Origin of the sequence: Prauserella flavalba (assembly GCF_003202235.1) — a bacterium.
GTDB lineage: Bacteria > Actinomycetota > Actinomycetes > Mycobacteriales > Pseudonocardiaceae > Prauserella_A > Prauserella_A flavalba.
In genome coordinates, this window is record NZ_MASU01000017.1 from 23,989 (window position 1) to 47,290 (window position 23,302).

Here is a 23,302-nt window from a genome sequence, read left to right on the forward strand (position 1 = left end):
CGTGAAGCTGGCTCGCGTGCTGACCGGTGCCGGTCTCCTCGGTTGCCTGGTGTGGTCGGTGCTCGTCGAGGCGGCGATGCCGTCGTGGTTCGACCTCGACGACTCCTGTCCCGGAGCTACCGGTGTCGAGCGGCGCTACTTCCCGCCGAGCGCCACGTGCCTGTACGAGGGCGGCCGCGCGGTCGGTTACCTCCCGCTGTTCGAGACCGTCGTCCTGACCGTCGCGATCGTGCTGCTGGCGGCGGTGACCGTGACCGGGCTGGTGCTGCTCTGGCGGCAGGCGCCGGCAAAACCCCTCGACCAGCACCCGAAGCGGCCTTTTCTCCACGTGCTGGGCGCGGCGGCGCTGGGGATCGTCACCGCTGCGGTCGGCCGGACCGTGGTGATCATCGCGCTGCTCTTGGGTGGTCCGCCAGGTGGGATCACCGCTCTCCTCGTCGTCGCGCTCGGGGCCGTCGGCGTGGCGAGCGCGCTGGACCGGGCCGCCGGGCCCGGCGGGGGAGTGAGCGGTCGGCGCGCGACGGCGCTCGTGGTGGTCGGCGGCTCCGCGATGTTCGCGCTGCTGCTCGCCACACGGGATACGTACGCACGGGAGCACACTCTGCTCGGTCCCGGCTGGGCGATCGCGGCGGCGGGAGGCGCGTTCGCGCTCGCGGCGGGCGCCCAGTGGCTCAGCCGCTCCCTCAGCCCGCGGCCTTGATGAGCGGCGCGTCCCGCGTGAACTTCCGGAACCCGACGCTGTAGTACAGCTCGCGCGCCGCGGGACGCCCCGGCGCGCCAAGGCAGGCGACCGTCATGTGAGTGGCCCCCGCCGCCCGTGCCAGTTGCATTCCGTGCAGGAGCATCGCCCTGCCCAGCCCCCGTCGCCGGTAGCCCGGATGCGTGCCGACCGGTTCGAACTCGGCGGTCTGGTTGACCTCGTCGAGCCACATGATCGCCGAGGACGCCATCGTCCCGTCCGGCGCCTCGACCAGGACGTGCAGGTCGCCGCGATACCCTGGCGCCCGCCGGACGCCCTCGTAGGCCTCGGCCGAGTACGCCGTGGGAGCCCAGGCGGCCAGGTGCGCCTGTACCGCGGCGTCGGGCCCGGCCTCGTCGGCGGTGCGGAACCGGAAACCGGCAGGCAGCACGGGCTGTTCCACGTCGGTGAGGTCCCGCTCGTTGAGCTGGGTCCACGACCCGGTGTCGCCGAGCGAGCCAGGGTCGGTCTCGTAGCCGTGCGCAGCCCACCGCGCCAGGCCGAACTCGTCGGCGGCGCTCGGCAGCACCGTGCGCTCGACGTCGCCCGCCGTGGCGTCGTACCAGCCGATCACCTCGTCGACCAGCCCGGCGTGGCCGGGGTCGACCTGGTACGCCAGGTAGGCGCCGGTGACGTCCTTCACGGACCCGTCGTTGCGCCGCACCCGGTGCGGCAGCTGCGCCCAGCCCCACGCCACCAGGTCCCCGCCGGAGAACCACAGCCGGCGGCGCCGGCTCGCGCCCGCGCTCGCGTGCCCCTTGCCCCAGTTCCAGGCCAGCTCGCCGAACGACGCGTCGGCGTTCACCAGTTCCGGGCGGCCGGCGGTGACCCGCTGCGCCAGCCCCTGCATGAGCCGCACGTCCTCGGCGGTCACGTCGTTCGACATGGTCCGCAACTGTGGCAGGGCCCCGACGCGCCGTCGAACCGTTTTCCGGACCTAGCGGACCCTCGGGTAGGCGGGGGTGAACCGCACCGGCAACCGGTCGAGCAGCACCTCGATCGCGGACTCGACGATCGTCGCGGCGATCTCCTGAGCGGGGTACGGGCAGCCGTGCTCGCCGTCGCTGCCCGCGAACGAGTCGATCAGGCGGTCGGCGATCTGCTCCATCTGCGTGCCGAGCTCCACCTGGTCGACCGCGGCGAGCGCCTCGCGCATCTTGCGGTAGAGCCGGGCCGGGTCGTTCTGGAAGCGAGGGCCGTCGAGCGCCGGCAGCGTCGCGAGTGCCTGCGGCCCGGAAGGTGACGTCACCGGGGCGCAGCCTAGCGCGGCCCTGCGACGAAGATCACGCGGCCGGCGTCCCCTAGGGGCAGCGGCAGGGTCTTCCCCTGATGCGGCCGGAAACCGGTTCTGCCATGGTCTGCTCATGTCGATCGGACTGTTCCCGCGCGCGCGGGACGCGGGCGTCACACTCGGGATCGCGGCGATCGTCGTCGGCGGCACGCTCGTGCACACGGCGGTCGACGACTCCCCTGGACGGCTCACCCTCTGGTCGTGGGTGCTGCTGCTCGCCGCCTGCGGGGCGCTGGCGGTGCGCCGCCGGTACCCGGTGGCGGTGGCCGTGACGACGCTGCTGGCCTCGGGCCTCTACTACCCGTTCGTCGGCCCCGACGGTCCGATCGTGGTCACGTTCGTCGTCGCCCTCTACACGCTCGCGGCGTGCGGGCGCGTGCTCGTGGCGGTGGGGCTCGGCCTCGCCGCGCTCGCCGCCACCGCGTACGGCGAGTACCTCAGCCCCGTGCAGCACGTCGGCAACGCCGGGCTCGCCATGCTCACCGGCTGGCTCGTCGCGAGCATCGCGCTCGGCCGCGCCCGCCGGACCCACCTCGCCTACCTACGGGAGGCCGAGCAACGGGCCGCCACCGAGGAACGGCTGCGCATCGCCCGCGAGCTGCACGACGTGCTCGGCCACAACCTCTCGCTCATCAACGTGCAGGCGGGCGCGGCACTGCACCGGCAGGACGCCGAGCAGTCCCGCGCCGCGCTGGACGTGATCAAGCGGTCCAGCAGGGACACCCTGCGGGAGCTGCGCTCGACGCTCGGCGTGCTGCGGGATGCCGCCGCCCCCGCACCCGGGCTGGCCACTTTGGACCAGCTGGTCGAGCAGGCGAGGGCAACCGGGCTGACCGTGGTCACCGAGGTCGACGGCGAGCGCAAGCCGTTGCCGCCCGAGCTGGACCTCACCGCCTACCGCCTCGTGCAGGAGGCGCTCACCAACGTGCGCAGGCATTCCGGCGCGAGCACCGCCACCGTCCGGATCAGCTACACCTCGCGCGACCTGCGCGTCGAGGTCACAGACGACGGCAGGGGCGGCCGCGCCGAACCAGGGCATGGCATGCGGGGCATGAGCGAGCGCGTGCGCGCGCTCGGCGGCGACCTCACCGCGGGCGGCCAGGCAGGCGGTGGATTCCGCGTGAGCGCACGGCTTCCGCAGGGAGCCAGCGCATGATCCGCGTCCTGCTCGCCGACGACCAGACGCTCGTCCGTGCGGGCTTCCGGTCCATTCTCGACGGTGAGGACGACATCTCCGTCGTCGCCGAGGCCGCCGACGGCGAGCAGGCCGTGCGGCTCACCCGCGAGCACCGGCCGGACGTGGTGCTCATGGACGTCCAGATGCCCGGCACCGACGGACTCGAGGCCACCCGCCGCATCGCCGGGGACGAGCGGCTCGCCGGGGTCAGGGTCGTCATCCTCACCACCTACGACGTTGACGAGTACGTCTACGGTGCGCTGCGGGCCGGTGCGAGCGGCTTCCTCGTCAAGGACACCGAGCCCGTCGAGCTGTTGCAGGCCGTGCGCGTGGTCGCGCGGGGCGACGCGCTGCTGGCGCCCTCGGTGACCCGCAGGCTCATCGCGGAGTTCGCCGGGCGCGTCTCGCGGCCCGAGCCGAGCCCGAGGCTCAACTCGCTGACCGAGCGCGAGCGCGAGGTCATGGCGCTGGTCGCCGCGGGGCTGTCCAACGACGAGATCGCCGAGCGCCTCGTGCTCTCTCCCGCGACCGCGAAGACCCACGTCAGCCGCATCATGACCAAGCTCGCCGTGCGTGACCGGGCGCAGCTCGTGGTGTTCGCCTACGAGTCGGCGATGATCACTCCGGGCTGGCTGAACCAACCCCGGTAGTACGGGATTCCCCGCAGGGGACGACCCACGTGGTACGCCGGTTCGGCACCCGTGCCGGACGCGCGGGTGCACACCGGGGGCGGACGCTGCGCCGCATGAACACACCAACGTCTCCACCGGGCAGGCTCGCCCGGCTCGCCGCCTGGGCGCAGCGGCGGCACTGGCTCGCACTGGGCCTGTGGCTCGCCGTGCTCGCCGCGATCACCGCCACCTCACAGGTCGTCGGCGCCGACTACCACGACGATCACTCGCTGCCCGGAACCGAGTCGCAGCGGGTGATCGAGACCTTCGAGGAGCACGCGCCCGCGCAGCGTGGCGAGACCGTGCAGGTCGTGCTCGCCCACGACCAGGGCGTCGCCGCGCAGCGCGACCGCGTCGAGGCACTGCTCGCCGAGGTCTCCCGCCTGCCCGACGTCGCGGGCGTGCAGAGCCCGTTCACCACGCCGGGGGCCGTGTCGCCAGACGGCACCATCGCCTACGCCACCGTCGCGCTAGACCCGGATACCCCGGCCGAGAACGTCCGCACGCTCATCGACACCGGGCAGAGCGCTCAACAGGACGGGCTGCGGGTCGCGCTCGGCGGCGACCCGGTGCGGGAGGCCGAGGAGGGCGGAGGCGGTGCCGCCGAGGGCGCCGGGATCCTCGCCGCGCTGGTGATCCTGGTCTTCATGTTCGGCTCGCTGCTCGCCGCTGCCGTCCCCATCGTCACCGCGGTGCTCGCGGTGGGCAGCACCATCGGCGCGATCGCGCTCGTGTCGTGGCTCGTCGACATGCCGTCCTACGCGCCGCCGCTGATGATGCTCGTCGGCATCGGGGTCGGGATCGACTACGCGCTGCTGATCTTCTCGCGCTACCGGAGTGAGCTGCTCGCGGGCAGGGACCGTGAGCAGGCCGCCCGCGTCGCGCTCGACACGGCGGGCCGCTCCGTGCTGTTCGCGGGCTGCACGGTGATCATCGCGCTGCTCGGCCTCCTGGCGCTGGGGCTCGGCTCCCTGCGGGGAGTCGCGTTCGCCGTCGCGCTGACCGTGCTGGTCACGATGGCCGCGTCGGTCACCCTGCTGCCCGCGCTGCTCACCGTGTTCGGGCGGCGCATCGAGCGCAGGATCAGGTCCCGCGCGAGCCGCCGCGTCCACGGGCAGCGGTGGCGGGCGCTCGCCGGCGCCGTGCAGCGGCGGCCCGTCGCGTCGCTGGTGGTGCCGGTCGCGCTGCTCGGCGCGCTGTCGCTGCCCGCGCTGGACATGCGGCTCGGCTTCGCCGACGCGGGCACGGAGGCTGAGGGCTCCACGACCCGTCAGGCGTACGACCTGCTCGCCGAGGGCTTCGGCCCCGGCGTCAACGGGCCGCTCATCGTCGTGTCCGAAGGGGACAGTGGCTCCCTGCGTCAGGCGGTCGAGGCCACGCCGGGTGTGGCGAGCGCGACCCCGCCGCAGCCGCTGTCCGGCGGCGTGTCCACGATGCTCGTGTTCCCCGACAGCGCACCCCAGGACGCGGCAACCCACGAACTCGTCGAGCGGCTGCGCACCGAGGTGCTGCCGGACGTGGCCGAGCGGACCGGCGCGACGTACCTCGTCGGCGGGTCGGTGGCGGCGGCCGACGACTTCGCGAGCGAGGTGAGCGAACGCCTGCCGCTGTTCATCCTCGTGGTGGTGGGCCTGTCGGCCCTGCTGCTGGCGGCGGTGTTCCGCTCGCTGCTGATCCCGCTCAAGGCGGCCGTGCTGAACCTGCTCAGCATCGGCGCGAGCCTCGGCGTGGTCACGCTCGTGTTCGGACAGGGCCTGTTCGGCGCGCAGGAAGGTCCCATCGAGGCTTTCGTACCGGTGATGATCTTCGCGATCGTGTTCGGGCTCTCGATGGACTACGAGGTGTTCCTCGTCGCCCGCATGCACGAGGAATGGCGGCGCACGCGCGACGCGGCACACGCCGTGCGCGAGGGGCTCGCGGGCACCGGAGGGGTCATCACCGCGGCGGCGGCGATCATGATCGTGGTGTTCGGCGCGTTCGTGCTCAGCCCGGACCGCATGCTCCAGCAGTTCGGGCTCGGCCTCGCCGTGGCGGTGCTGCTCGACGCGTTCGTGATCCGTTGCCTGATCGTGCCCGCCGTGATGCGCCTGTTCGGCGAGCGGGCATGGTGGCTGCCGAGGGGGCTCGACCGGGCGCTGCCGAACGTCCGGCTGGAGCGCGACGAGCGGGTGGGCGTCAGCTCGTGAGCACCTCGTGCAGGCACAGCACGTTGCCCTCGGAGTCGTGGAACCACGCGGCGCGCTCGTCGCCCATCGTCGCGATGTGGTCCACGGTCCTCAGGTCGTTGCTGTCGAAGTCGTCGAACCGGACGCCGTGACCCTCGAGCTCCTTGATCTCGGCGGGCAGGTCGGTGACCTCGAAACTGAGCGCGGTGTGCTCGCTCTGCGTGCCCTCGGGCATGGGCCGCAGGGCGAGCACGTCGCCGGCGCCCGCGGCGAAGTAGACGGACCCATCGGGCCCGGTGCCGGTGCGCTTCAGCCCCAGCGACTCGGCGTAGAACCGGCCCGCGCGCTCGACGTCGGTCACCGGCAGCAGTGCCGTGATCTGCGATGTGGTGAGCATGATGACCTCCTCGCCGCCATGCTCCGCCGCCGTTTCCGCTGGTGACAACGGTTGTTCCAGCGCGGTTTTTCAGCCGGCGCCGTTGACCTCGCGCAGCGTTCGCATGGCTTCGGCGAGTGACTCCGACGCCTGCGGGCCGAGTGGTTCGAGCACGGTCCTGCGCAGGATGTCGGCACATGCCTTGCGTGCCTGCTCGGCGACCTCCAGCCCGTGCTCGGTCAGGCACGCGTAGGTGACGCGGCGGTCGTCCGCACTGGGTACCCGGCAGATGAGGTCGGCGGCGGCAAGGCGGTCGGCGACCTTGGTGAACCCGCCGCTGGAGAGCGCTGCCTCCTTGGCGAGCCGGGTCATCGGCATGCGGTGGTCAGGGGAACGGACGAGCCTGAGGATGATGTCGAACGAGGCAGGGGCGAGGCCGAACCGCTCGGCGATCTCGCCCATCAGCCGGTCCTGCGTCGCCAGGTATCCCTCGATGACCAGGCCCCACCAGGTCACGATCTCGTCGTCGTCGGGTTCGGTCGGCACGCCCCGAGTGTACCGCAAATGTCTTCTGGAAATATATCTTGCGAGCGAGAGGTTATTGGGTTAGCTTTGAAGCACCCGCTCCCAAGGAGGGAAGCCATGTCGTTCAAGACCAGCGGCCTGCACCACGTCACCGCGATCGGCGGAGACCCGCAGCGCAACGCCGACTTCTACCTGCGCACGCTGGGGTTGCGGCTGGTGAAGACCACCGTCAACTTCGACGACCCGGGTACCTACCACCTCTACTACGGCGACGAGTCCGGAAAACCGGGCACGCTGCTCACGTTCTTCCCCTGGCGCGACGCGCCAAGCGGCCGCATCGGCACCGGCCAGGCCACCACCACGTCGTTCTCCGTGCCGGAGCACTCGCTCGGCTGGTGGAAGCAGCACCTCGAGATCTCCGGCGTCAAGACGAGCGAGATCGCCGCCCGCGACGAGGAGGAGGTGCTCACCTTCCGTGACCCCGACGGCCTCCAGCTCGCGCTCGTCGCCCACCAGCAGGGCGACCCCCGCGACCCGTGGGACACCGCGCTCGTCCCGGGTGAGCACGCCATCCGCGGCCTGCACTCCGTGACCATGTCGGTGTCGCGCGAGGACGCCACGGCGGGCACCCTCACCGAGGACCTCGGGCTGACGTTCTCCGAGCAGGACAGCAACCGCTTCCGGTTCAGTGCCGGTGAGGGCGGGCCGGGTGCGATGGTGGACGTGCTGGTGACTCCGGACGCGCCGAAGGGCCTGGTCGCCGCCGGCACCGTGCACCACGTCGCGTGGCGGGCCCCGGACGAGGAGACGCAGGTCGGCTGGCGGGAGTCCCTGGTGGATCGCGGGGTGAACGTCACGTCCATCCTCGACCGCCAGTACTTCCGGTCGATCTACTTCCGCGAGCCGGGCGGCACGCTGCTGGAGATCGCCACCGACCAGCCGGGCTTCTCGATCGACGAGCCGCTGCTGGAACTGGGCCGCGCGCTGAAGCTGCCGCCGTGGCTCGAGCCCAACCGGGAGCAGATCGAGGCGACCCTGCCGAAGCTCCACCTGCCCAGCGAGAACAACCCGGTACGGGCATGACCACGCTGTCGCTCGACCACAGGTTCGTCGAAGGCGAGGACGACGCGCCGGTGCTCCTGCTGCTGCACGGCACGGGCGGCAACCCGGACGACATCCTCGCGCTCGGCAAGGAGCTGAGCCCGTCGTCGCCGATGCTCGCCCCGGCAGGCCCGGTGTCCGAGCACGGCGCGGCGCGCTGGTTCCGCAGGCTCGCGGAGGGCGTCTTCGACACCGAGGACGTGCGCTTCCGGGCCGAGCAGCTTGCCGAGTTCGTGCTCGCCGCTCGCCGGGCGTACGGGCTGGGCGACCGCAGGCTGGTCGCGGCCGGGTTCTCCAACGGCGCCAACATCGCGGCAGCGGTGATCCTGCTGCGGCCCGACGTGCTCACCGAGGCGGCGTTGTTCGCGGCGATGCTCGCGGTGCCCGAGCCTCCCGCCCATGATCTGTCCGGCTCGCGAGTGTTCCTTTCGAACGGAAGGCGGGACCCGATGGCCCCGCTGGCGTCGAGTGAACGGCTCGTGGCGGTGCTGCGGGAACGCGCCGCGGAGGTCACCGAGAACTGGCACCACGGCGGTCACCAGATCACGCTGGCCGGTCTCGAAGCTGCGAGGACCTGGCTGACCCCCTGAGCCAGGTCCCCGCCCCATGCAGTGAAGGTCACCATGCCTGCGCGCGCTCGTCTCCCACCACCACCCAAACGGAGGCGCTCCGCGCCGCTGCGTTCGTTCAACGCAGTGAAGGTGGCCTTCACTGCGGACGGGTTAACCCTCCGAGCCTGATCCATTTGCGGTTCGCATTCCGGGCGAATGCCCGAATCGCTGCGGCTCAATGGACTAGGCGGCAATGCGCGATTCGGTGTTGCTGCTTTTTCGCGAACTATGCTGTTTACGCTTTCGGAGGCTCGGGGGGAAGGTGCACGATGAACTTCGGTGACATGGTCGACTGCCCGCGATGCCACGGCTCGGGGCTCGCACCCAACCGAAAGGACCCTTGTGGCAACTGCGGAGGACTCGGGCAGGTCCCCAAGTAGCGCGGGCGAGGACTGCCCGCTCTGCCACGGCACCGGCACCCTGTCCTGGCAGCAGCCACAGCCCACTGCTGGCGTGCTCCGCACGATCGAGCTGCCCTGCCCCCACGGGTGCGGCGAGCACTGGAAACATCCCGAGGCCGAACGCGACCGCGTGGTCGAGCAGCCCGACCGCACCCCCGACCGGATCAGGGGCAACGCGGACGAGGCCAACAGCATTGGGGCCGAGTTCATCAGGGGCGCCCTGCGGAACTGGGGTTTCCTCGACGGCGATCAGGACCGTCCGAAGTAGTACGGGCAAGTAACATCCCCTGCGTGGACTCGGAAGACTTGGTGCAACGCGCCGGCAGGATCGCGGGCTGGGCTGCGCGTACGGGTTACTCGCTGGGCAGGCGGCTGCCCGGTGCGGACAGTGCCGAACGCAGCCTGCGGACACTCGAGCAGAAGGCACTCGGGGAGCTGCGCCGACGCCTCGAAAGCGCTGGCGACCCCTACCTCGCCACGCTGAACCACGCGCCGTCCACCAGCAGAAACGTCGCCAACGGCCAGGTGAAGAGCCGCGCGGTCACCGTCGTGTCCCCCGACGAGCCGTTGCGGGTCGCCATGTCCGAGCTGCTGAACCGGTCCACCGGTCTCGACCGCGACCGGTCCCGCGACTACCTCTACGCGATCATCCTGCGCCAGCTGACGCCCGACGAGGCCCGGATCCTCGCCGCGCTCGCCGACGGCTCGCCGTTCCCGCTGGTGGACGTCGCCGAGCGCAGCGGCCTCGGCGCCGCGGGACGTGTCGTGCTGCGCAACGCCTCGACGGTCGGCAAGGCGGCCGGGGTGTCCCTGCTCGACCACGTGCCCGCCTACGTCACCCGGCTCGTCGGCCTCGGCCTCGCCGACATCGACGAGGAGGCGCCCGCGCTCAGCACGCAGTACGAGATCCTGCTGACCGATGACACGGTGCGGGCGGCGGAGCGGATGGTCAAGCGGGCCCGGTTCGTCCGGCGCACCGTGCGGATCTCGCCGCTCGGGGTGAGCTTCTGGCAGGCCTGCGCGCCGAACTGAGTGCGGGGTGCGATCCGGTGGCCGTCGTGTGATCATGGCCACCCACATCGGTGAGGATGTTGGTGGTGCGCGATGGACGAGTACCTGCGGGGAATCGCGGACGACTTCCTGCGGTACTGGGCCGTGTACTGCTCCATCCCGGTGGTCGCCGCGCTGATCGGTTACGTGACCAAGCTGGTCGCGATCCGCATGATGTTCCAGCCGCTGAACTTCACCGGCCTGCGGCTGCGCGGCAAGCCGTTCCTCGGCTGGCAGGGCATCGTCCCGAAACGGGCCGCGCGGATGGCGAGCATCGCGTGCGACACGATGACCCAGCAGCTGGTCACCCCCCGCGAGGTCGTGGAGCGACTCGACCCCGAGCGCATCGCGAAGGAGATCGAGCGGCCGCTGCTCGCCGCCACCGAGGAGATCGTCACCGACATCGCGGCGGAGTACCAGCCGGGGCTCTGGGAGGCGTTGCCCGAGCGCGTGCGCAGGCTCGTGGTCAGGCGCGTGCAGGCGGAGGCGCCGAAGATGGTCGCCGCGGTGATGGACGCGATCAAGAACGACGTCGAGTCCGTGTTCGACCTCAAGGACATGGTCGTGACGAGCCTCGTCAAGGACAAGGCGCTGCTCAACCGCATCTTCCAGGAGGCAGGGCACAAGGAGTTCCGGTTCATCGCGCGCTCCGGCCTGCTCTTCGGCGGGCAGATCGGCATCGTGCAGATGGTCGTGTGGCTCGCGTTCCGGGTCCCGCTGATCATGCCCCTGTTCGGCCTGTTCATCGGCTGGTTCACCGACTGGCTCGCCCTCAAGATGATCTTCCGGCCGAAGGAGCCCACCCGCTACCTCGGGCTGTTCGAATGGCAGGGCCTGTTCATCAAACGGCGCGCCGAGGTTTCCGAGGCCTACGCCGAGCTCATCGCCAGGGAGATCATCACCCCGCACAACGTGATCGAGGCCGTGCTGCGCGGCCCGTTCTCGGACAAGGTCGTGACGCTGATCCAGCGTCAGGTCGACGCGGAACTCGCGAAGCAGACGAGCTTCGCCAAGCCGCTCGTGGTCATGGCCATCGGCAGCAGGCGCTACCAGGAGATGAAGGCACGGATCGCCGACCAGGTGATGGCGCGCCTGCCCGAGACGCTGCACTACATCGAGGACTACGCCGAGGACGCCATGGACATCCGCAACACGCTGGTGTCCAAGATGAAACAGCTCGACGCCGACGAGTTCGAAGGCCTGCTGCGCCCGGCGTTCCAGCAGGACGAGTGGATCCTCATCCTCACCGGTGCGCTGCTGGGTGCGGCGTGCGGAGAGCTGCAGGTGCAACTCGTGCTGCACCTGACCACGTAGTCACACCCCGCAGAGCCAGTCGAGCACCACGGCCGCCGTCCAGGACTGGTTGGTGCTGCCGAGCGGCTTGCCCGTGAACGGTTCGTAGTACTCGCCGAACGCGCCGTCGGAGACCAGGTGCACGCCCTGCGCCCGGAACTCGCTCGCGTGGCGCGGCCAGTTCCGCTGCTCGAACGCCCAGCCGAAGAGCCACGTGACCACCGGCCACTGCGGACCGCGCCAGTACCGCTTCGCGTCGAAGTCCGGCGACGACGGCGACACCGACGGCGGCACCGCGGCCAGCAGGTCAGGATGGCCCGACCACGCGGGGCCGTCCAGTGTGGACATCAGGCGCGACTCGACGTCGGCGGGCAGCCCGCCGCACAGCAGCGGCGAGAACCCCGCGATGGTTTCGGCCGACAGCCAGCGGCCCCCGCGGATGTCGCGGTCGCGGGCCATGCCGGTCTCGGGGTGTGCGCTCAGCGCCACGGCGGCCCTGGCCCGGGCAGCCCACGCGCGCAGGTCGTCGACCTCCTTCCCGTTCCGGCCGAGTTCCTCGCCGAGACCGGCGAGCGTGTCGCACGCCAACGCGAACACGGCCGTGACGAACACGTCGCCGACGAGGAAGGCGGAGGTATCCACGACGCGGTCCGGGTGGTAGTCGGCGCGCCGCAGCTGCTCGATCAGCCACAGGTAGCGGTCGTACTCGTCGTCGCTCGGCCGCTCGCCGGCGTCGTCCACCTGCAGCAGGTCGAGCCGCACGTAGGGCGGCAGGTCGGGACCGGGCAGCACCGCCGCGTACGGCTCGTCCCAGCGCGGCGAATTGTCCATTCCGGACTCCCAGCCGTGCACGATCGCGACGAGCCCGCTGGCGTCCGGGATCCGGTGCCGCACGATCCAGCGATGCCAGCGGTAGAGCGACGACCATGCGCGCTCCGCGAACGCCTCGGCCACCTCAGCGTCGTCCTGCGACGTCTTCCGCGCGATCTCGACGATGCGCCGCACGGCGATCGCGTGCACGGGCGGCTGGCAGATCCCTGAGGTGCGCACGCCGTGCGGGCGCTGCGGGGCCGCGTCGGTGCCCCAGCGGTCGGGGCCGGGGAAGTAGTCGGTGTCCTGGGTGAACACGATGTGCGGGATCATCCCGTCGCGCCACTGCGCGGCCAGCAGCGTGTCCAGCTCGGCGACCGCGCGGCGCACGTCGAGGTAGGCCAGGCCCATCGAAATGAACGCCGCGTCCCAGCTCCACATGTGCGGGTACAGCTTGGGGGAGGCGGTGACGAGGCGGCCGGTGTCGTTGTCGCGCAGCACGAGCGCGGCCCGAGCGGCCAGGCTCGCGGGGTGGAAATGGACGGCGCGGTCGCCCGCGGCGGTGATCACCGGACCTCCAGGAGCAGACTCGTTTCGGGGTCGTACCAACGGCACGCTTCGGGCGGGATGCGCAGGCTCAGGTTCCCGCCGGGTTCGGCGCGGAACGTCGGCGGTGCCTGCACCTTCACCGGCTGGCCGCAGATCTCGGTGGTCAGCAGCGCCGAGGAGCCGAGTGGCTCCAGCACCTGAAGCTCGCCCTGCAATGCGCCGTCGCCGCCCGCGACCTCGATGGCCTCCGGCCGCACGCCGAGCCGCAGGGTCCGGCCCGTGAACGTGGACAGCGCATGCGGCACGGCGAGGGACTGTCCGCCGAGGTCGAGCCTGGAGCCGTCACCGTCCCGCTCGACGGTGCCGGTCAGGAAGTTCATGGGCGGGCTGCCGAGGAAGCCGCCGACGAACTCGTTCGCGGGATCGTCGTAGACCGAGGTCGGGGCGTCGCACTGGGCGATCCTGCCCTCGCGCATGACGGCCACGCGGTCGCCGAGCGAGAGCGCCTCCACCTGGTCGTGGGTGACGTAGAGGGTGGTGGTGCCGAGCTCGCCGACGAGCTTCTTCAGCTCGGCGCGGAAGGAGAGCCGCAGCAGGGCGTCCAGGTTGGACAGCGGCTCGTCCATCAGCAGCACGTCGGCGTCCATCACGATCGCGCGGGCCACCGCGACACGCTGGCGCTGCCCACCGGAGAGCTTGGCCGGGTAGCGGTCGAGGTAGGGGCCCAGCTGCAGCAGCTGCGCCGCCCACTCCACCTTGCGGCGTACGTCGGCCGCGGGCGTGCCGCGCACGCGCAGGCCGAAACCGATGTTCTCGGCGACGTTCTTGTTGGGGAACACCGCATAGGACTGGAACACCATCGAGAGGTTGCGCCGCCTCGGCTCCAGGTAGGTGACGTCCTTGCCGCCGATGACGATCTGCCCCGAGTCCGGCAGCTCCAGCCCGGCGACCATGCGCAGCAGCGTCGTCTTGCCACAGCCGGAAGGGCCAAGCAGCACCATGAACTCGCCGTCGGCGACCTCCAGCGAGACCTCGTCGGTCGCGCGCACCGTCGCGCCCGAGTAGGTCTTGACCAGGTCCCGCAGGACGACCTCAGCCATGATCGGTCTCCCTCATCGCAGCGTCGTTCCCCACATGTTCACGAGATAGCGCCGCATCACGGCGATGAACACCAGTGCGGGCAGGATCAGGGCGAAGCCGCCCGCGAAGCGGTAGGCGGTCGAGGCCTCGTCGAGCGCGGTGAGCACCTGCGCGGGCAACGTTCGATGGCCGAGCGTCACGACGGTCGCGCCGAGGATCTCGTTCCACGACAGGACGAACGTGAAGATCGACGACGCGGCGAGCCCCGGCAGCGCGAGGGGGACCACGACCTTGCGGGCGGCCTGCCAGCGCGTGCAGCCGAAGACCTGCGCGGCCTCCTCGAGATCGGTGGGCACCGACACGAAGATGCTCGCCGTGATCAGGACCGTGGTCGGCAGCGCGAGCGTGGTGTGGACGAGCGTCACGGCGAACACCGTGTCGTAGACGTCGAGACGCAGGAACATCGTCGCGAGCGGCACCGACAGCACCACGATCGGCAGCGCCCGCACCAGCAGGATGAACACCTGGTAGGCATCCTTGCCGCGGAAGGCGTGGCGGGCGAGCGCGTAGCCCGCCGGCGCACCCACGACGAGCGACCAGAACACGGTGTAGATCCCGGCGAGCACGGAGTTGCCCAGTGCCGGGACGGTGCCGGTCGCCTCGAAGAACGCCAGCAGCGTGTCGAACGAGTACTCGCTGGGCAGGAACGGCTTCGGGAACTCGGCGAGCGCGGCGCGGGAGGAGATCGCCGACAGCCCGATCAGCACGATCGGCAACGCCATGAACAGCGTCACCGCGACGCAGGCGGCCTGCACCCACGCCGCCTGCCTTCGCCGCCGTCGTAAAGGTGCCGTGTCGACCGGCGGCAGCGTCCGCTCGGTGGTCTCGGCCGGGCGCGTCTCCGTGCTCATCGCACCCCCTCGGGCTGGCGGACGGTGCGCAGGTACAGCACCGCGGTGCCCAGCGAGATCACCAGCACCACGAGCGCGACCGCGCTGGCGACCGCGGGGTTCTGCAGCACCACGTACCATTCGTAGGTCTCGCCGACGAGCAGCGGGAAGTCGCGGCCGGTGAGCGCCTGCGCAACCGCGAACGCCTGCAACGCGAGGATCGTGCGCAGGATCAGCGCCACCTGCAGGCTCGGGCCGAGCAGCGGCAGGGTGACGTGCCGCAGCCGTTGCCAGAAGGTGGCGCCGAAGACCTGCGCGGCCTCGTCGTACTCACGCGGGATCATCTGCACGCCGGCGACGACGATCACGAACACCAGCGACGTCGCCCGCCACAGCTCCGCGATCACGACGGTGAGCAGCATCGTGGTGGTGTTCTCGTAGTTCAGCCACTGCACGCCGTTCTCGGAAAGCCCGAGCGAGACCAGCAGCGAGTTCAGGTAGCCCCGGTTGTCGAAGATGGACAGCCACACGAGACCCGCGGCCAGCTCCGAGATGGCCAGCGGAACACACCACAGGTAGAAGTGCCCGCTCGCGAACCTCGGCCTCGCCTGCATCAGCAAGGCCATGCCGACAGCGAGCACCACCTGGACCGGCACCACGATCACGATGAGCAGCAACGTGTTGCGCAGCGCCCGCAGGAAGTACGGGTCGCCGAAGAGGCGTTCCCAGTGTGCGAACGTGAAACCGCCGTCGTCGGTGAACGCCGAGAGGACGCCCTGCACGAGCGGCCAGCCAAACAGCGCCAGCATCAGCACGATCGACGGCAGCAGCAGCAACCACGGCGAGCGCAGGCGCACCTACATCACCTCGCAGCGCTCTGCGGCGGGATCGGGAGCCCAGCACGGCACCTTCAGGTCGTCGAGGATGCCCTGCAGCACGCTGGCCTGACCGTCCAGCGTGGTGCGGATGTCGGCCCGGTCGAGCACGATGGACCGGAAGGTGTCCTGGAAGACCTTGCTCACCTCGCCCTCCCTGGTGCCCAGTCCGACGGGCGGAAGGGACAGGATGCTGTCGGCGGCCTCCTGCTGCCGCTTCACGGCATCGGCCTCCAGCTTGATCGCGGGCGGCAGGTCCTGCGGGATCTCGGCCGCCACGGCGGGGAAGAAGCTGTTGGAACGCAAGAGGCCCACCTGCGTGTGCGGCTTGCTCAGCTCGTCGATCGTGCGCCGGGCCAGATCGGGGTCGGTGCTGTCCTTCGGGATCGCGAGCCCGGCGACCACGGCCATGTAGCCGAGCCCGTGCGGACCGCGGGGCGAGGGCAGCATCCGCCAGTTCCGCGGGTCCCGCTCCGGCGCGTCGACCAGCCGCACCACGTGATCCCACGCCATGCCTACCTCGCCGGTCTCCAGCGGTTCCTGCATGAAGTCGTAGGTGGTGCTCGTCGGGCTGCAGTTGGCCCACAGTTCGCGGAGGTACTCCCACGCCGTGGCGGCCTCGCGCGACCGGAACGTGGTGATCTGCCCGCCGGTGAACGAGGGCAGGAGGTAGCCCTGTGTGAACCGGTGGAGCAGTCCTTCCGGTCCTGCGGGCAGGCCGAGCATGGGCCGGTTGCCGTTGGCGCGCCGCGCGGCGATGGCCCAGTCGAGGAAGTCGTCGTAGGTCAGCGCGTTCGCGTCGACGCCCGAGGGCAGGTGCTGGAGCGCGTCGGCGTGCGCGGCGAGCACGTAGCTCGCGTTGGCCCACGGGATGTACCAGCTGCGGTCGGTGCCGGCCTTGGCCAGCTCCAGGTACTCGGCGGGCCAGCCTCGGTCGCCGAGCGCGGCGAGTACGTCGGTGACGTCTTCCAGATAGCCGTCCGCGAGCGGGGCGAGGTCGCCGTGCAGCCCGCCGAGCAGGCCGATCTGCGTGGAACCCGCATCGATCTGGCTGCGGACCTGCCCCGCGAAAGGGCCGTCCTCGATGGTCACGTAGCTGACGCCCGAGACCGTCCTGGCAAGCAGCGAGCGGAACGCCTCCGCTTCGTCGACCGGCCGGAACTGCGTCGACAGGAAGATCATGCCGCCGTTGCCGGTGGTGGCGAACCCGGTGCAGGCGGAAGCGGACAGCGCGAGCGCGCCGAGGCCCGCGGCGCGCAGGAAGGCGCGGCGGTCGAGGCCGGTCGCCGGCATGCGTGCCTCCCGCGATGTTACGGACTTTTGTCAGGTTGGTTAACGTAAGTTCTTTGAGGGATATTGTCAACGTGCTCGTGACCAAGTCGACGCAGACGAGTCCCACCTCGCCGGGACACGTTCTCGGCGTCCTGCGCGCAGAGGGACCGCTGACCCGGCAGGAACTCCAGGAACGGGTCGGCCTCTCGCGCGTGACGATGGTCGAGCGGCTCGACGTGCTACGCCGTCTCGGCCTCGTCCGCGCGACAGGGCACCGCGAGTCCAGCGGCGGTAGGCGTGCCGAGGTGCTGGAGGTCAACGACACCGGCCGCACCGCGCTCGTCGCCGACCTCGGACAGAGCCACGCGACGCTCGCCGTCACCGACCTGCGTGGCACCGTCTTCGCCCGCGACGACCACCGCCTGCCCGTGCGTCACAGCCCACGGGACGTGGTGCCCGTGCTGCTCGACGCCGGCCGCGACCTCCTGAACCGGACAGGTAGGGCCGACACCCTGTGCGCCATGGCGCTCTCCGTGCCGGGCCAGATCGACCACGAGCGCGGCGTCACGGTCGCGCCGCCCACCATGCCCGACTGGAACGGCAAGCCCCTGCGCGAACCGTTCGCCGACGCGTTCGGTGTGCCCGTGCTGCTCGAGAACGACGCCAACGCCCTTGCGCTCGGCGACTACTACGCCATGGGCCGCCCGGACTCGGCCCTGATCGGAGTCAAGGTCGGCACCGGGATCGGCGCGGGCGTGGTCATCTCCGGCCGCATCCACCGCGGTGAAAGCGGCTCCGCGGGCGAGATCGGGCACATGCGGATCGAGGGCAGCGAGCAGCGGTGCAGCTGCGGTCGACGCGGGTGCGTCGCGGCCAGCGCGAGCGGCCAGGCCTTGACCCGCGACCTGCGCCCCACCGGCGTCCGCACCCTGGCCGATGTCGTTCGCCGGGTCGGCGAGGGCCGCGGCGACGCCGTTCGCGCCGCCGCCGAGGCCGGCCGCCTCGTCGGCACGGTGGTGGCCACGATGGTCACCATCGTCAACCCGCGTTACGTGCGCGTGGGTGGCGCGATCGGGGTGCTGCCGCCGTTTCTCGAGGCCCTGCGCCGTACGGTCGAGGCCAACGCCCATGCGAGCGCCCTGCGTAACCTCGACATCGAACCGTCCCAGCTCGGCGAGAACGGAGCCTTCGTCGGCCTCGCCGGGCTCGTCGCCGACGAGATGCTGGCCCCCGCCACGGTCGACGCGATGGTCGCGAACCTGCAGGCAGCTCAGCCGGAGCGCACGTAGTCCAGCAACCTCCTTGTCAGTTCCTGCGGCCGGGCCAGTGCGGGCAGATGGCCGCCGTCCATCTCATCGGGCACGATTCCCAGCCGTTCCCGGACGACGCGCCGCTGGAAGTCCGCGGGGAACAACCGGTCGTCGCGGCACAGGAGGAACCTCGTCGGCACATCCGGCCACGCCGCCAGCGGCCACGGTTTCTCGAACGGCGTGTCGGAAGGGCTCCGCTCGCCCCGCTCGAAGGCCTGCGCGGTGACGTCGGCGGGCACGTCGTGGAAGAACAGCTCACGAGGGTCGAAGTCGACGGTCCTGCCGTCGCGATCGGCCTGTTCCCGCTGTGCACGTTCCTGGCCGGTGGCGCCCCACCATTCCCCCGGCGACTCGCCCGGCTTCGGGGTCATGGCCGCGACCAGGACCAGCAGGCCGACAGGTACCCGCTCGCACACCATGGGGGCGACGAAACCCGACATCGACTGCGCCACGATCACGACGTTCCGCCGACCGCCGATCGCCTCGACCACCACGTCGGTGTACTCCGCCAATCCCGCGGTGTCGTCGGTCCACGGCAGGTCCGGGGTCAGCACCTCGTACCCTTCCGCGCGCAGCCGTGGCGCGACCAGATGCCAGTACCACGAGTCGCTGCCGGCGCCCGGCAACAGCACGAACGTGGTGCTCACGACGCACCTGCCAGCACGCCGGGAACGCGGGTCTGGAAGTCCAGTACCCCGACCCAGTCCGGCCGGACGGCGATCCTGGCCATGCGCGTGCCCGGCCGGTCGACCTCGGCCAGCGTCGCGGCCGCTTGCTCCTCACCGTAGTAGCGCCGGTGAGCCAGGGCGTACTCCTCGACGACACCGTCCACATCGGTCACCTCGGCCCGACCCCTGATCAGCAGGATCTCCGGAGGAGCCGTCGCCGTGTCGATGGTGATCGCCACGGAGGGCCGCTCGCGCAGGGCCGCGATCTTGTGCGCGCCCGCGAACGTCGACATCACCACCTCGGCGCCGTTCCAGTGGAACAACATCGGCAGTACCCGGGGCGTGCCGTCTCTCGCCGTGTAACCGAGCCTGGCGAGCTCCGTCGAAGACAGCAGCCGCTGGGCGACCGCGCTCTCCAGCAGGGCGACATCGCCCTGGGGCAGGGACTCGATCTCGGTGGTTCGCGGTGTGGTCATGATGCCTCCTCGTTCTCGTGGTCCTAAATTAGCACTAGCCAGTCCTGATTGTGAAGTGTAAGTTCGGAGGCATGTCAGGCAAGCGCACCTACGACGACCCGTGCGGCCTCGCCCGCGCGCTGAACCTGGTCGGGGAACGATGGGCCATGCTCGTGGTCCGGGAGCTGCTGAACGGCCCGAAGCGGTTCACCGACCTGCGCGAGGGGCTGCCGAACGCCAGCCAGAACGTGCTCTCGACCCGGCTGCGGGAGCTGGAGGAGTCCGGGATCGTGCGGCGGCGCAGGCTGGGGCCGCCGGTGAGTGCGTGGGCCTATGAGCTGACCGAGCGCGGGCAGGGGCTCGAGCCCGCCCTGTTCGCGCTGGCCAGCTGGGGCAGTCGCACGCCGATGACGTCGGACGCCGAACTGAGTCCGGACGCGCTCGTGCTCGCGCTGAGGACGACGTTCGACGTGCAGGCCGCGGCCGAGCTGAGGTTGGGGGTGGAGCTGCGGGTCAGTGGCGATGTGTTCCACGCCGAGGTCGCCGAGGGGGACCTCACGATGGGGCGCGGGTCGGCCGACGAGCCCGACGCCGTTATCGAGACCGGTGCCGCGACACTGCGTTCGGTGGTGTTCGGGGGCCGGAAACTCACCGAGGCGCAGCGTCACGGAGAGGCCACGGTCGAGGGCGACGACGAGATCGCGCGACGTTTCGTCGAGCTGTTCCCCCGGCCGGCGGTGCGTTAGTCGATCACAAGGAGGAAGGAGGTTCAGGAACGAGCGGGAATCTGCTGCACGGCCCAGGAGTTGCCGTCCGGGTCCGAAAAGAACACGAACCGGCCCCACGGGAAGTCCTGCACGTCGCTGACGTCGACACCCCGGCCCGCGAGTTCGGCGCGTGCCGCCTCGATGTCGGAGACCACCACCTGCAGGCCTTCGACCGAGCCCGGCCGCATCTTCGAGAGTCCCTTGCCGATGGCGATCGAGCAGGCGGAGCCGGGCGGCGTCAGCTGCACGAAGCGGATGTCGTCGTTCACGGTGTGATCGTGATCGGCGTTGAAACCGACCTTCTCTACATAGAAAGCCTTTGCCTTGTCCACATCAGACACCGGAACACTCACGAGTTCGAGCTTGAAGTCCATGATCATCACTCCTGATCGTTGTCGATACGACCACGCTATGCCTGATTCCGGTCAGTTCCTGGCCGCAAGCAGCTCGTCCGACATGAATTTGTCGACGGCCTCGATCGCGACATCGTGGCCGCTGCCCGCTCGGGACCCGCCGAGCTCCTCGGTGTACACGCACACGCCTGTCGCCACGTCCAGCCGCACCAGGTGCGCGTCGGCGTAGCGCAGGTCCGGCTGCCGGTCGCGCACTGTGGGTCCGCCGGCCTCGGCCTCCCAGTCCTCGGACGCCTGTGAGAAGAGCAATGGGCAGCACGAGCAGCGTGGGTCGTAGGCAGGGGTGGGCCTCAGGGTCGCCTGCCACGCCCGCCTGCCGTGGTGCGAGACCTCGCTGACGTCGGTGATCTCGACCGAATCCGGCGTGGGATCGCCGAACCCGCGCTCGGCGTCGGCGAGCTCGACGGGGTCCAGCATGGCTACCCAGTGGTAGTCGACGTACATCGGATCGTCGTAGCGGAGCGGGCCTTCGGCGGGTCTGCGGACCACGAGCCCGTCGGCGTCGAGCCGGGGCTGCTCCGCGCGAGGGTCGAGCGGGCCGAACTGTTCCTGCTCGATGCGGATGCCATCGGCGGTGACGGTCGTCATCGTGCCCCACGGCCGCTTCAGGACCTCCGCGCTGAGCAGCGTCCCGTCAAGGCGCTCGACCCGGAGCCCGTCGGGGCGCCGGATCCACGCGCGGACGGCGGGGTCCGTCCTCTCCGGCCGCCGCCACCGCGCGGTGAATCGCAGGGTTCGCCACCGCCACGGCGACGAGCGGGCGAGTGCGGCGAACCGCGAGCTGGAGACGGAGCCTGGCATGTCCTGAAGTGTGCGGCAGCCAGCGCGCCGATCAAACACAATTGAGACATGGGAAGTGTGGAACTACTGAAGGACGCCTTCGGCCGCATCCAGGAGGAGGTGCATGCCGCTGTAGACGGACTGAACGCCGACCAGCTGGCCCACCGCGTCGACAAGCACGCGAACTCCATCGCGTGGCTCGTGTGGCACCTCACGCGGGTGCAGGACGACCACGTCGCCGGCGTGGCAGGGCTCGATCAGGTCTGGACCGCCAAGGGCTGGGCCGACCGGTTCGGGCTGCCGTTCCCGGCGGGTGACATCGGCTACGGGCACTCGAGCGCCGACGTCGCGAAGGTGCGGGTCGACTCGCCGCAGCTGCTCGTCGACTACCACGACGCCGTGTACGAGCAGACGATCGGCTACGTCGAGGGGATCTCCGACGATGACCTGGAGGTCGTCGTCGACGAGAACTGGGATCCACCAGTCACGCTGGGCGTCCGGCTCGTCAGTGTGATCGGCGACGACCTCCAGCACGTCGGGCAGGCCGCGTTCGTGCGCGGCATCGTGCTGCGCTGAACGGCGTCAGCGGTCGCCGAGCGCGTGGCCGGTCGTGGCGTCGACGTGACCGGGCACCTCGTCGTGGCGGTCGCCGACGGAAAGGGTGCCGGTCGGCTCGAACAGCAGCAGTGAGGCGCCGTCCTTCGAGGACGGCTTGTGCTCGGTGCCGCGGGGAACGACGAACACCGCGCCCTTGGGCAGCACGACGGATCGCTCGCCGGACGGCTCGCGCAGCGCGATCGTCAGCTCTCCGTCGAGGACGAGGAAGAACTCGTCGGTGTCGTCGTGGGCGTGCCACACGTGCTCACCCGCCACCTTGGCGATGCGGACGTCGTAGTCGTTCACCTGCGTCAGGATGCGCGGGCTCCAGAGCTGGTCGAACGTTGACAGCGCGTCGGCCAGCTCGATCGGTTCGTGGGCCATGGCTCCATCCTGGTCGGCAGAGATCAACCCGAGGGTGCTAGGAATCGCACATGCCGCTTGATTCCTCGCACGCACCGCACCGGGTCGTCGCGATCGTCGACGACGGCTCGAACCCGTTCGAGCTGGGCGTGGCGACCGAACTGTTCGGGTTGCGCAGGCCCGAGTTCGGCCGGGCCTGGTACGAGTTCGGGCTCTGTTCGGCGCGGCCTTCCGTGCGCATGCACCTGGGCATGTTCACGCTGTCCGAGGTCGCCGGGCTCGACGCGGTGGAGTCCGCGGACACCGTGCTGGTGCCGAACCGGCCCGACCCGGAGGTGAAGCCCGCGCCCGCCGTGCTCGACGCCGTGCGTGCCGCGGCTGGCCGGGGCGCACGGCTGATGAGCTTCTGCACCGGCGCGTTCACACTCGCGGCGGCGGGTGTGCTCGACGGGCGCAGGGCCACCACGCACTGGCGATGGGCCAAGGTGTTCGCCGCCCGGTTCCCGTCGGTGCGGCTGCAGCCGGACGTGCTCTTCGTCGACGAGGGCGACGTACTCACGGCGGCGGGCAGCGCCGCCGCGCTCGACCTCGGACTGCACGTCATCCGGCGCGACCACGGCGCCGAGGTCGCCAACGCGGTGAGCAGGCGGCTGGTGTTCGCCGGGCACCGGGACGGCGGTCAGCAGCAGTTCATCGAACGGCCGGTGCCCGAGGTGCCTGCCGCGTCGCTCGCACCGGTGCTCGCGTGGGCGCAGGCGCGGCTGGACCAGCCGCTGACGGTCGCCGACCTCGCCGCGCGGGCGGCGATGAGCCAGGCAACGCTGCACCGGCGGTTCCGCGCCGAACTGGGCACGACACCGCTCGGCTGGCTGACGGCCGAACGCGTTGACCTCGCGTGCAGGCTCATCGAACGCGGCGAACGGCGGCTCGACGTCGTGGCCTTCCGCAGCGGGCTCGGCAGTGCGGCCAACCTGCGGGCTCAGCTGCGCAGACGAACGGGGCTGAGCCCGACCGAGTACCGCAAGCGGTTCGCGAGCTAGCGAGTGCTCCCGAAGCGGCGCACGTGACCGCGT

At 70.8% G+C, this 23,302-nt stretch carries 27 protein-coding genes; 13 read left to right on the top strand and 14 right to left on the bottom strand.

What is annotated here, in order from left to right; all coding sequences use genetic code 11:
• Nucleotide 1: 1 nt before the first annotated feature.
• A complete protein-coding gene (locus BA062_RS33615; protein ID WP_110343175.1) occupies nucleotides 2-700 on the top strand; it encodes a hypothetical protein in 699 nt (232 codons plus the stop codon).
• On the opposite strand, the gene BA062_RS33620 is transcribed toward BA062_RS33615, so the two are convergent.
• Both BA062_RS33620 and BA062_RS41105 read right to left on the bottom strand, forming a co-directional pair.
• Nucleotides 684-1,625, bottom strand: coding sequence for a GNAT family N-acetyltransferase (locus BA062_RS33620; protein ID WP_110343176.1), 942 nt, complete (start codon nucleotides 1,623-1,625; stop codon nucleotides 684-686). The genes BA062_RS33615 and BA062_RS33620 overlap by 17 nt on opposite strands.
• A gap of 51 nt (nucleotides 1,626-1,676) precedes the next feature.
• A complete protein-coding gene (locus BA062_RS41105; RefSeq protein ID WP_110343177.1) occupies nucleotides 1,677-1,988 on the bottom strand; it encodes a hypothetical protein in 312 nt (103 codons plus the stop codon).
• 115 nt (nucleotides 1,989-2,103) lie between these two features.
• Between BA062_RS41105 and BA062_RS33630 the strand changes: the two genes are divergently transcribed.
• From BA062_RS33630 to BA062_RS33640, 3 genes are all read left to right on the top strand, one after another.
• Nucleotides 2,104-3,186, top strand: a complete 1,083-nt coding sequence (locus tag BA062_RS33630) for a sensor histidine kinase (protein WP_110343178.1) — start codon at nucleotides 2,104-2,106, stop codon at nucleotides 3,184-3,186.
• A complete protein-coding gene (locus BA062_RS33635) occupies nucleotides 3,183-3,857 on the top strand; it encodes a response regulator (RefSeq protein WP_110343179.1) in 675 nt (224 codons plus the stop codon). Before BA062_RS33630 ends, BA062_RS33635 begins: the two co-directional genes overlap by 4 nt.
• Before the next feature lie 95 nt (nucleotides 3,858-3,952).
• On the top strand, nucleotides 3,953-6,064 hold the full coding sequence (locus BA062_RS33640) for an MMPL family transporter (RefSeq protein WP_110343180.1): 2,112 nt from the start codon (nucleotides 3,953-3,955) through the stop codon (nucleotides 6,062-6,064).
• On the opposite strand, the gene BA062_RS33645 is transcribed toward BA062_RS33640, so the two are convergent.
• Together BA062_RS33645 and BA062_RS33650 are read right to left on the bottom strand one after the other, a co-directional pair.
• Nucleotides 6,054-6,440: a VOC family protein gene (locus BA062_RS33645; protein ID WP_110343181.1), complete on the bottom strand. Its 387-nt coding sequence runs from the start codon at nucleotides 6,438-6,440 to the stop codon at nucleotides 6,054-6,056. The genes BA062_RS33640 and BA062_RS33645 overlap by 11 nt on opposite strands.
• Nucleotides 6,441-6,509: 69 nt before the next feature.
• A complete protein-coding gene (locus BA062_RS33650; protein WP_110343182.1) occupies nucleotides 6,510-6,965 on the bottom strand; it encodes a MarR family winged helix-turn-helix transcriptional regulator in 456 nt (151 codons plus the stop codon).
• Between the two features lie 96 nt (nucleotides 6,966-7,061).
• On the opposite strand from BA062_RS33650, the gene BA062_RS33655 reads away from it, so the two are divergent.
• The 5 genes from BA062_RS33655 to BA062_RS33675 all read left to right on the top strand — a co-directional run bounded on the left by BA062_RS33655 (nucleotide 7,062) and on the right by BA062_RS33675 (nucleotide 11,421).
• On the top strand, nucleotides 7,062-8,027 hold the full coding sequence (locus BA062_RS33655) for a ring-cleaving dioxygenase (RefSeq protein ID WP_110343183.1): 966 nt from the start codon (nucleotides 7,062-7,064) through the stop codon (nucleotides 8,025-8,027).
• On the top strand, nucleotides 8,024-8,635 hold the full coding sequence (locus BA062_RS33660) for an alpha/beta hydrolase (RefSeq protein WP_110343184.1): 612 nt from the start codon (nucleotides 8,024-8,026) through the stop codon (nucleotides 8,633-8,635). The genes BA062_RS33655 and BA062_RS33660 overlap by 4 nt, the downstream gene beginning before the upstream one ends.
• Nucleotides 8,636-9,109: 474 nt before the next feature.
• On the top strand, nucleotides 9,110-9,325 hold the full coding sequence (locus BA062_RS33665) for a hypothetical protein (protein WP_391358514.1): 216 nt from the start codon (nucleotides 9,110-9,112) through the stop codon (nucleotides 9,323-9,325).
• A gap of 23 nt (nucleotides 9,326-9,348) precedes the next feature.
• Nucleotides 9,349-10,089 (top strand): Abi-alpha family protein, encoded by a 741-nt coding sequence (locus BA062_RS33670; protein WP_210407074.1) that lies wholly within the window; start codon nucleotides 9,349-9,351, stop codon nucleotides 10,087-10,089.
• Nucleotides 10,090-10,161: 72 nt separating this feature from the next.
• Nucleotides 10,162-11,421: a DUF445 family protein gene (locus BA062_RS33675; RefSeq protein ID WP_110343187.1), complete on the top strand. Its 1,260-nt coding sequence runs from the start codon at nucleotides 10,162-10,164 to the stop codon at nucleotides 11,419-11,421.
• Here BA062_RS33675 and ggh read toward each other — a convergent pair whose 3' ends face one another.
• From ggh to BA062_RS33700, 5 genes are read right to left on the bottom strand one after another with little or no spacing between them, the layout of a single operon-like run.
• On the bottom strand, nucleotides 11,422-12,780 hold the full coding sequence (gene ggh, locus BA062_RS33680) for a glucosylglycerate hydrolase (RefSeq protein ID WP_245960135.1): 1,359 nt from the start codon (nucleotides 12,778-12,780) through the stop codon (nucleotides 11,422-11,424).
• Nucleotides 12,777-13,859: an ABC transporter ATP-binding protein gene (locus tag BA062_RS33685; protein ID WP_110343188.1), complete on the bottom strand. Its 1,083-nt coding sequence runs from the start codon at nucleotides 13,857-13,859 to the stop codon at nucleotides 12,777-12,779. The genes ggh and BA062_RS33685 overlap by 4 nt, the downstream gene beginning before the upstream one ends.
• Nucleotides 13,860-13,871: 12 nt before the next feature.
• On the bottom strand, nucleotides 13,872-14,750 hold the full coding sequence (locus tag BA062_RS33690; protein ID WP_110343189.1) for a carbohydrate ABC transporter permease: 879 nt from the start codon (nucleotides 14,748-14,750) through the stop codon (nucleotides 13,872-13,874).
• Entirely contained in the window at nucleotides 14,747-15,586 is an 840-nt protein-coding gene (locus tag BA062_RS33695; RefSeq protein ID WP_245960136.1) for a carbohydrate ABC transporter permease, read from the bottom strand. The genes BA062_RS33690 and BA062_RS33695 overlap by 4 nt, the downstream gene beginning before the upstream one ends.
• The gene (locus BA062_RS33700) at nucleotides 15,587-16,897 is read right to left on the bottom strand and encodes an ABC transporter substrate-binding protein (protein ID WP_110343190.1); all 1,311 of its coding nucleotides are present in this window, start codon (nucleotides 16,895-16,897) and stop codon (nucleotides 15,587-15,589) included. It lies immediately after the preceding gene.
• 53 nt (nucleotides 16,898-16,950) lie between these two features.
• Between BA062_RS33700 and BA062_RS33705 the strand changes: the two genes are divergently transcribed.
• Nucleotides 16,951-18,165: an ROK family transcriptional regulator gene (locus BA062_RS33705; RefSeq protein ID WP_245960137.1), complete on the top strand. Its 1,215-nt coding sequence runs from the start codon at nucleotides 16,951-16,953 to the stop codon at nucleotides 18,163-18,165.
• Here BA062_RS33705 and BA062_RS33710 read toward each other — a convergent pair.
• Entirely contained in the window at nucleotides 18,147-18,833 is a 687-nt protein-coding gene (locus BA062_RS33710; RefSeq protein WP_110343191.1) for an alpha/beta fold hydrolase, read from the bottom strand. The two genes, BA062_RS33705 and BA062_RS33710, sit on opposite strands and share 19 nt — an antisense overlap.
• Complete coding sequence (locus BA062_RS33715; RefSeq protein ID WP_110343192.1) at nucleotides 18,830-19,330, bottom strand: pyridoxamine 5'-phosphate oxidase family protein; 501 nt, start codon at nucleotides 19,328-19,330, stop codon at nucleotides 18,830-18,832. Before BA062_RS33715 ends, BA062_RS33710 begins: the two co-directional genes overlap by 4 nt.
• A gap of 71 nt (nucleotides 19,331-19,401) precedes the next feature.
• On the opposite strand from BA062_RS33715, the gene BA062_RS33720 reads away from it, so the two are divergent.
• Entirely contained in the window at nucleotides 19,402-20,055 is a 654-nt protein-coding gene (locus BA062_RS33720; RefSeq protein WP_110343193.1) for a winged helix-turn-helix transcriptional regulator, read from the top strand.
• 23 nt (nucleotides 20,056-20,078) lie between these two features.
• Here the strand turns inward: BA062_RS33720 and BA062_RS33725 are convergent, their stop codons facing one another.
• Together BA062_RS33725 and BA062_RS33730 are read right to left on the bottom strand one after the other, a co-directional pair.
• Nucleotides 20,079-20,450, bottom strand: a complete 372-nt coding sequence (locus BA062_RS33725) for a glyoxalase superfamily protein (protein WP_110343317.1) — start codon at nucleotides 20,448-20,450, stop codon at nucleotides 20,079-20,081.
• A 51-nt stretch (nucleotides 20,451-20,501) separates the two neighbouring features.
• Nucleotides 20,502-21,290: a hypothetical protein gene (locus BA062_RS33730; RefSeq protein ID WP_110343194.1), complete on the bottom strand. Its 789-nt coding sequence runs from the start codon at nucleotides 21,288-21,290 to the stop codon at nucleotides 20,502-20,504.
• A gap of 48 nt (nucleotides 21,291-21,338) precedes the next feature.
• Between BA062_RS33730 and BA062_RS33735 the strand changes: the two genes are divergently transcribed.
• Complete coding sequence (locus tag BA062_RS33735) at nucleotides 21,339-21,845, top strand: mycothiol transferase (RefSeq protein WP_110343195.1); 507 nt, start codon at nucleotides 21,339-21,341, stop codon at nucleotides 21,843-21,845.
• Nucleotides 21,846-21,851: 6 nt separating this feature from the next.
• Here the strand turns inward: BA062_RS33735 and BA062_RS33740 are convergent, their stop codons facing one another.
• Entirely contained in the window at nucleotides 21,852-22,250 is a 399-nt protein-coding gene (locus tag BA062_RS33740) for a cupin domain-containing protein (RefSeq protein WP_110343196.1), read from the bottom strand.
• A gap of 50 nt (nucleotides 22,251-22,300) precedes the next feature.
• Between BA062_RS33740 and BA062_RS33745 the strand changes: the two genes are divergently transcribed.
• Nucleotides 22,301-23,269 carry a helix-turn-helix domain-containing protein gene (locus BA062_RS33745; RefSeq protein WP_110343197.1) on the top strand — a complete coding sequence of 323 codons (969 nt, stop codon included), beginning with the start codon at nucleotides 22,301-22,303 and terminating at the stop codon, nucleotides 23,267-23,269.
• The last annotated feature ends 33 nt before the right edge of the window (nucleotides 23,270-23,302 follow it).

Coding starts and splice junctions, on each gene's coding strand:
- BA062_RS33690 (WP_110343189.1), bottom strand. CDS start 14,750: ATGAGCACGGAGACGCGCCCGGCCGAGACCACCGAGCGGACGCTGCCG.
- BA062_RS33685 (WP_110343188.1), bottom strand. CDS start 13,859: ATGGCTGAGGTCGTCCTGCGGGACCTGGTCAAGACCTACTCGGGCGCG.
- BA062_RS33735 (WP_110343195.1), top strand. CDS start 21,339: ATGGGAAGTGTGGAACTACTGAAGGACGCCTTCGGCCGCATCCAGGAG.
- BA062_RS33645 (WP_110343181.1), bottom strand. CDS start 6,440: ATGCTCACCACATCGCAGATCACGGCACTGCTGCCGGTGACCGACGTC.
- BA062_RS33715 (WP_110343192.1), bottom strand. CDS start 19,330: ATGACCACACCGCGAACCACCGAGATCGAGTCCCTGCCCCAGGGCGAT.
- BA062_RS33655 (WP_110343183.1), top strand. CDS start 7,062: ATGTCGTTCAAGACCAGCGGCCTGCACCACGTCACCGCGATCGGCGGA.
- BA062_RS33635 (WP_110343179.1), top strand. CDS start 3,183: ATGATCCGCGTCCTGCTCGCCGACGACCAGACGCTCGTCCGTGCGGGC.
- BA062_RS33640 (WP_110343180.1), top strand. CDS start 3,953: ATGAACACACCAACGTCTCCACCGGGCAGGCTCGCCCGGCTCGCCGCC.
- BA062_RS33720 (WP_110343193.1), top strand. CDS start 19,402: ATGTCAGGCAAGCGCACCTACGACGACCCGTGCGGCCTCGCCCGCGCG.
- BA062_RS33630 (WP_110343178.1), top strand. CDS start 2,104: ATGTCGATCGGACTGTTCCCGCGCGCGCGGGACGCGGGCGTCACACTC.
- BA062_RS33700 (WP_110343190.1), bottom strand. CDS start 16,897: ATGCCGGCGACCGGCCTCGACCGCCGCGCCTTCCTGCGCGCCGCGGGC.
- BA062_RS33730 (WP_110343194.1), bottom strand. CDS start 21,290: ATGCCAGGCTCCGTCTCCAGCTCGCGGTTCGCCGCACTCGCCCGCTCG.
- BA062_RS33675 (WP_110343187.1), top strand. CDS start 10,162: ATGGACGAGTACCTGCGGGGAATCGCGGACGACTTCCTGCGGTACTGG.
- BA062_RS33725 (WP_110343317.1), bottom strand. CDS start 20,450: ATGGACTTCAAGCTCGAACTCGTGAGTGTTCCGGTGTCTGATGTGGAC.
- BA062_RS33740 (WP_110343196.1), bottom strand. CDS start 22,250: ATGGCCCACGAACCGATCGAGCTGGCCGACGCGCTGTCAACGTTCGAC.
- BA062_RS33745 (WP_110343197.1), top strand. CDS start 22,301: ATGCCGCTTGATTCCTCGCACGCACCGCACCGGGTCGTCGCGATCGTC.
- BA062_RS33660 (WP_110343184.1), top strand. CDS start 8,024: ATGACCACGCTGTCGCTCGACCACAGGTTCGTCGAAGGCGAGGACGAC.
- BA062_RS33620 (WP_110343176.1), bottom strand. CDS start 1,625: ATGTCGAACGACGTGACCGCCGAGGACGTGCGGCTCATGCAGGGGCTG.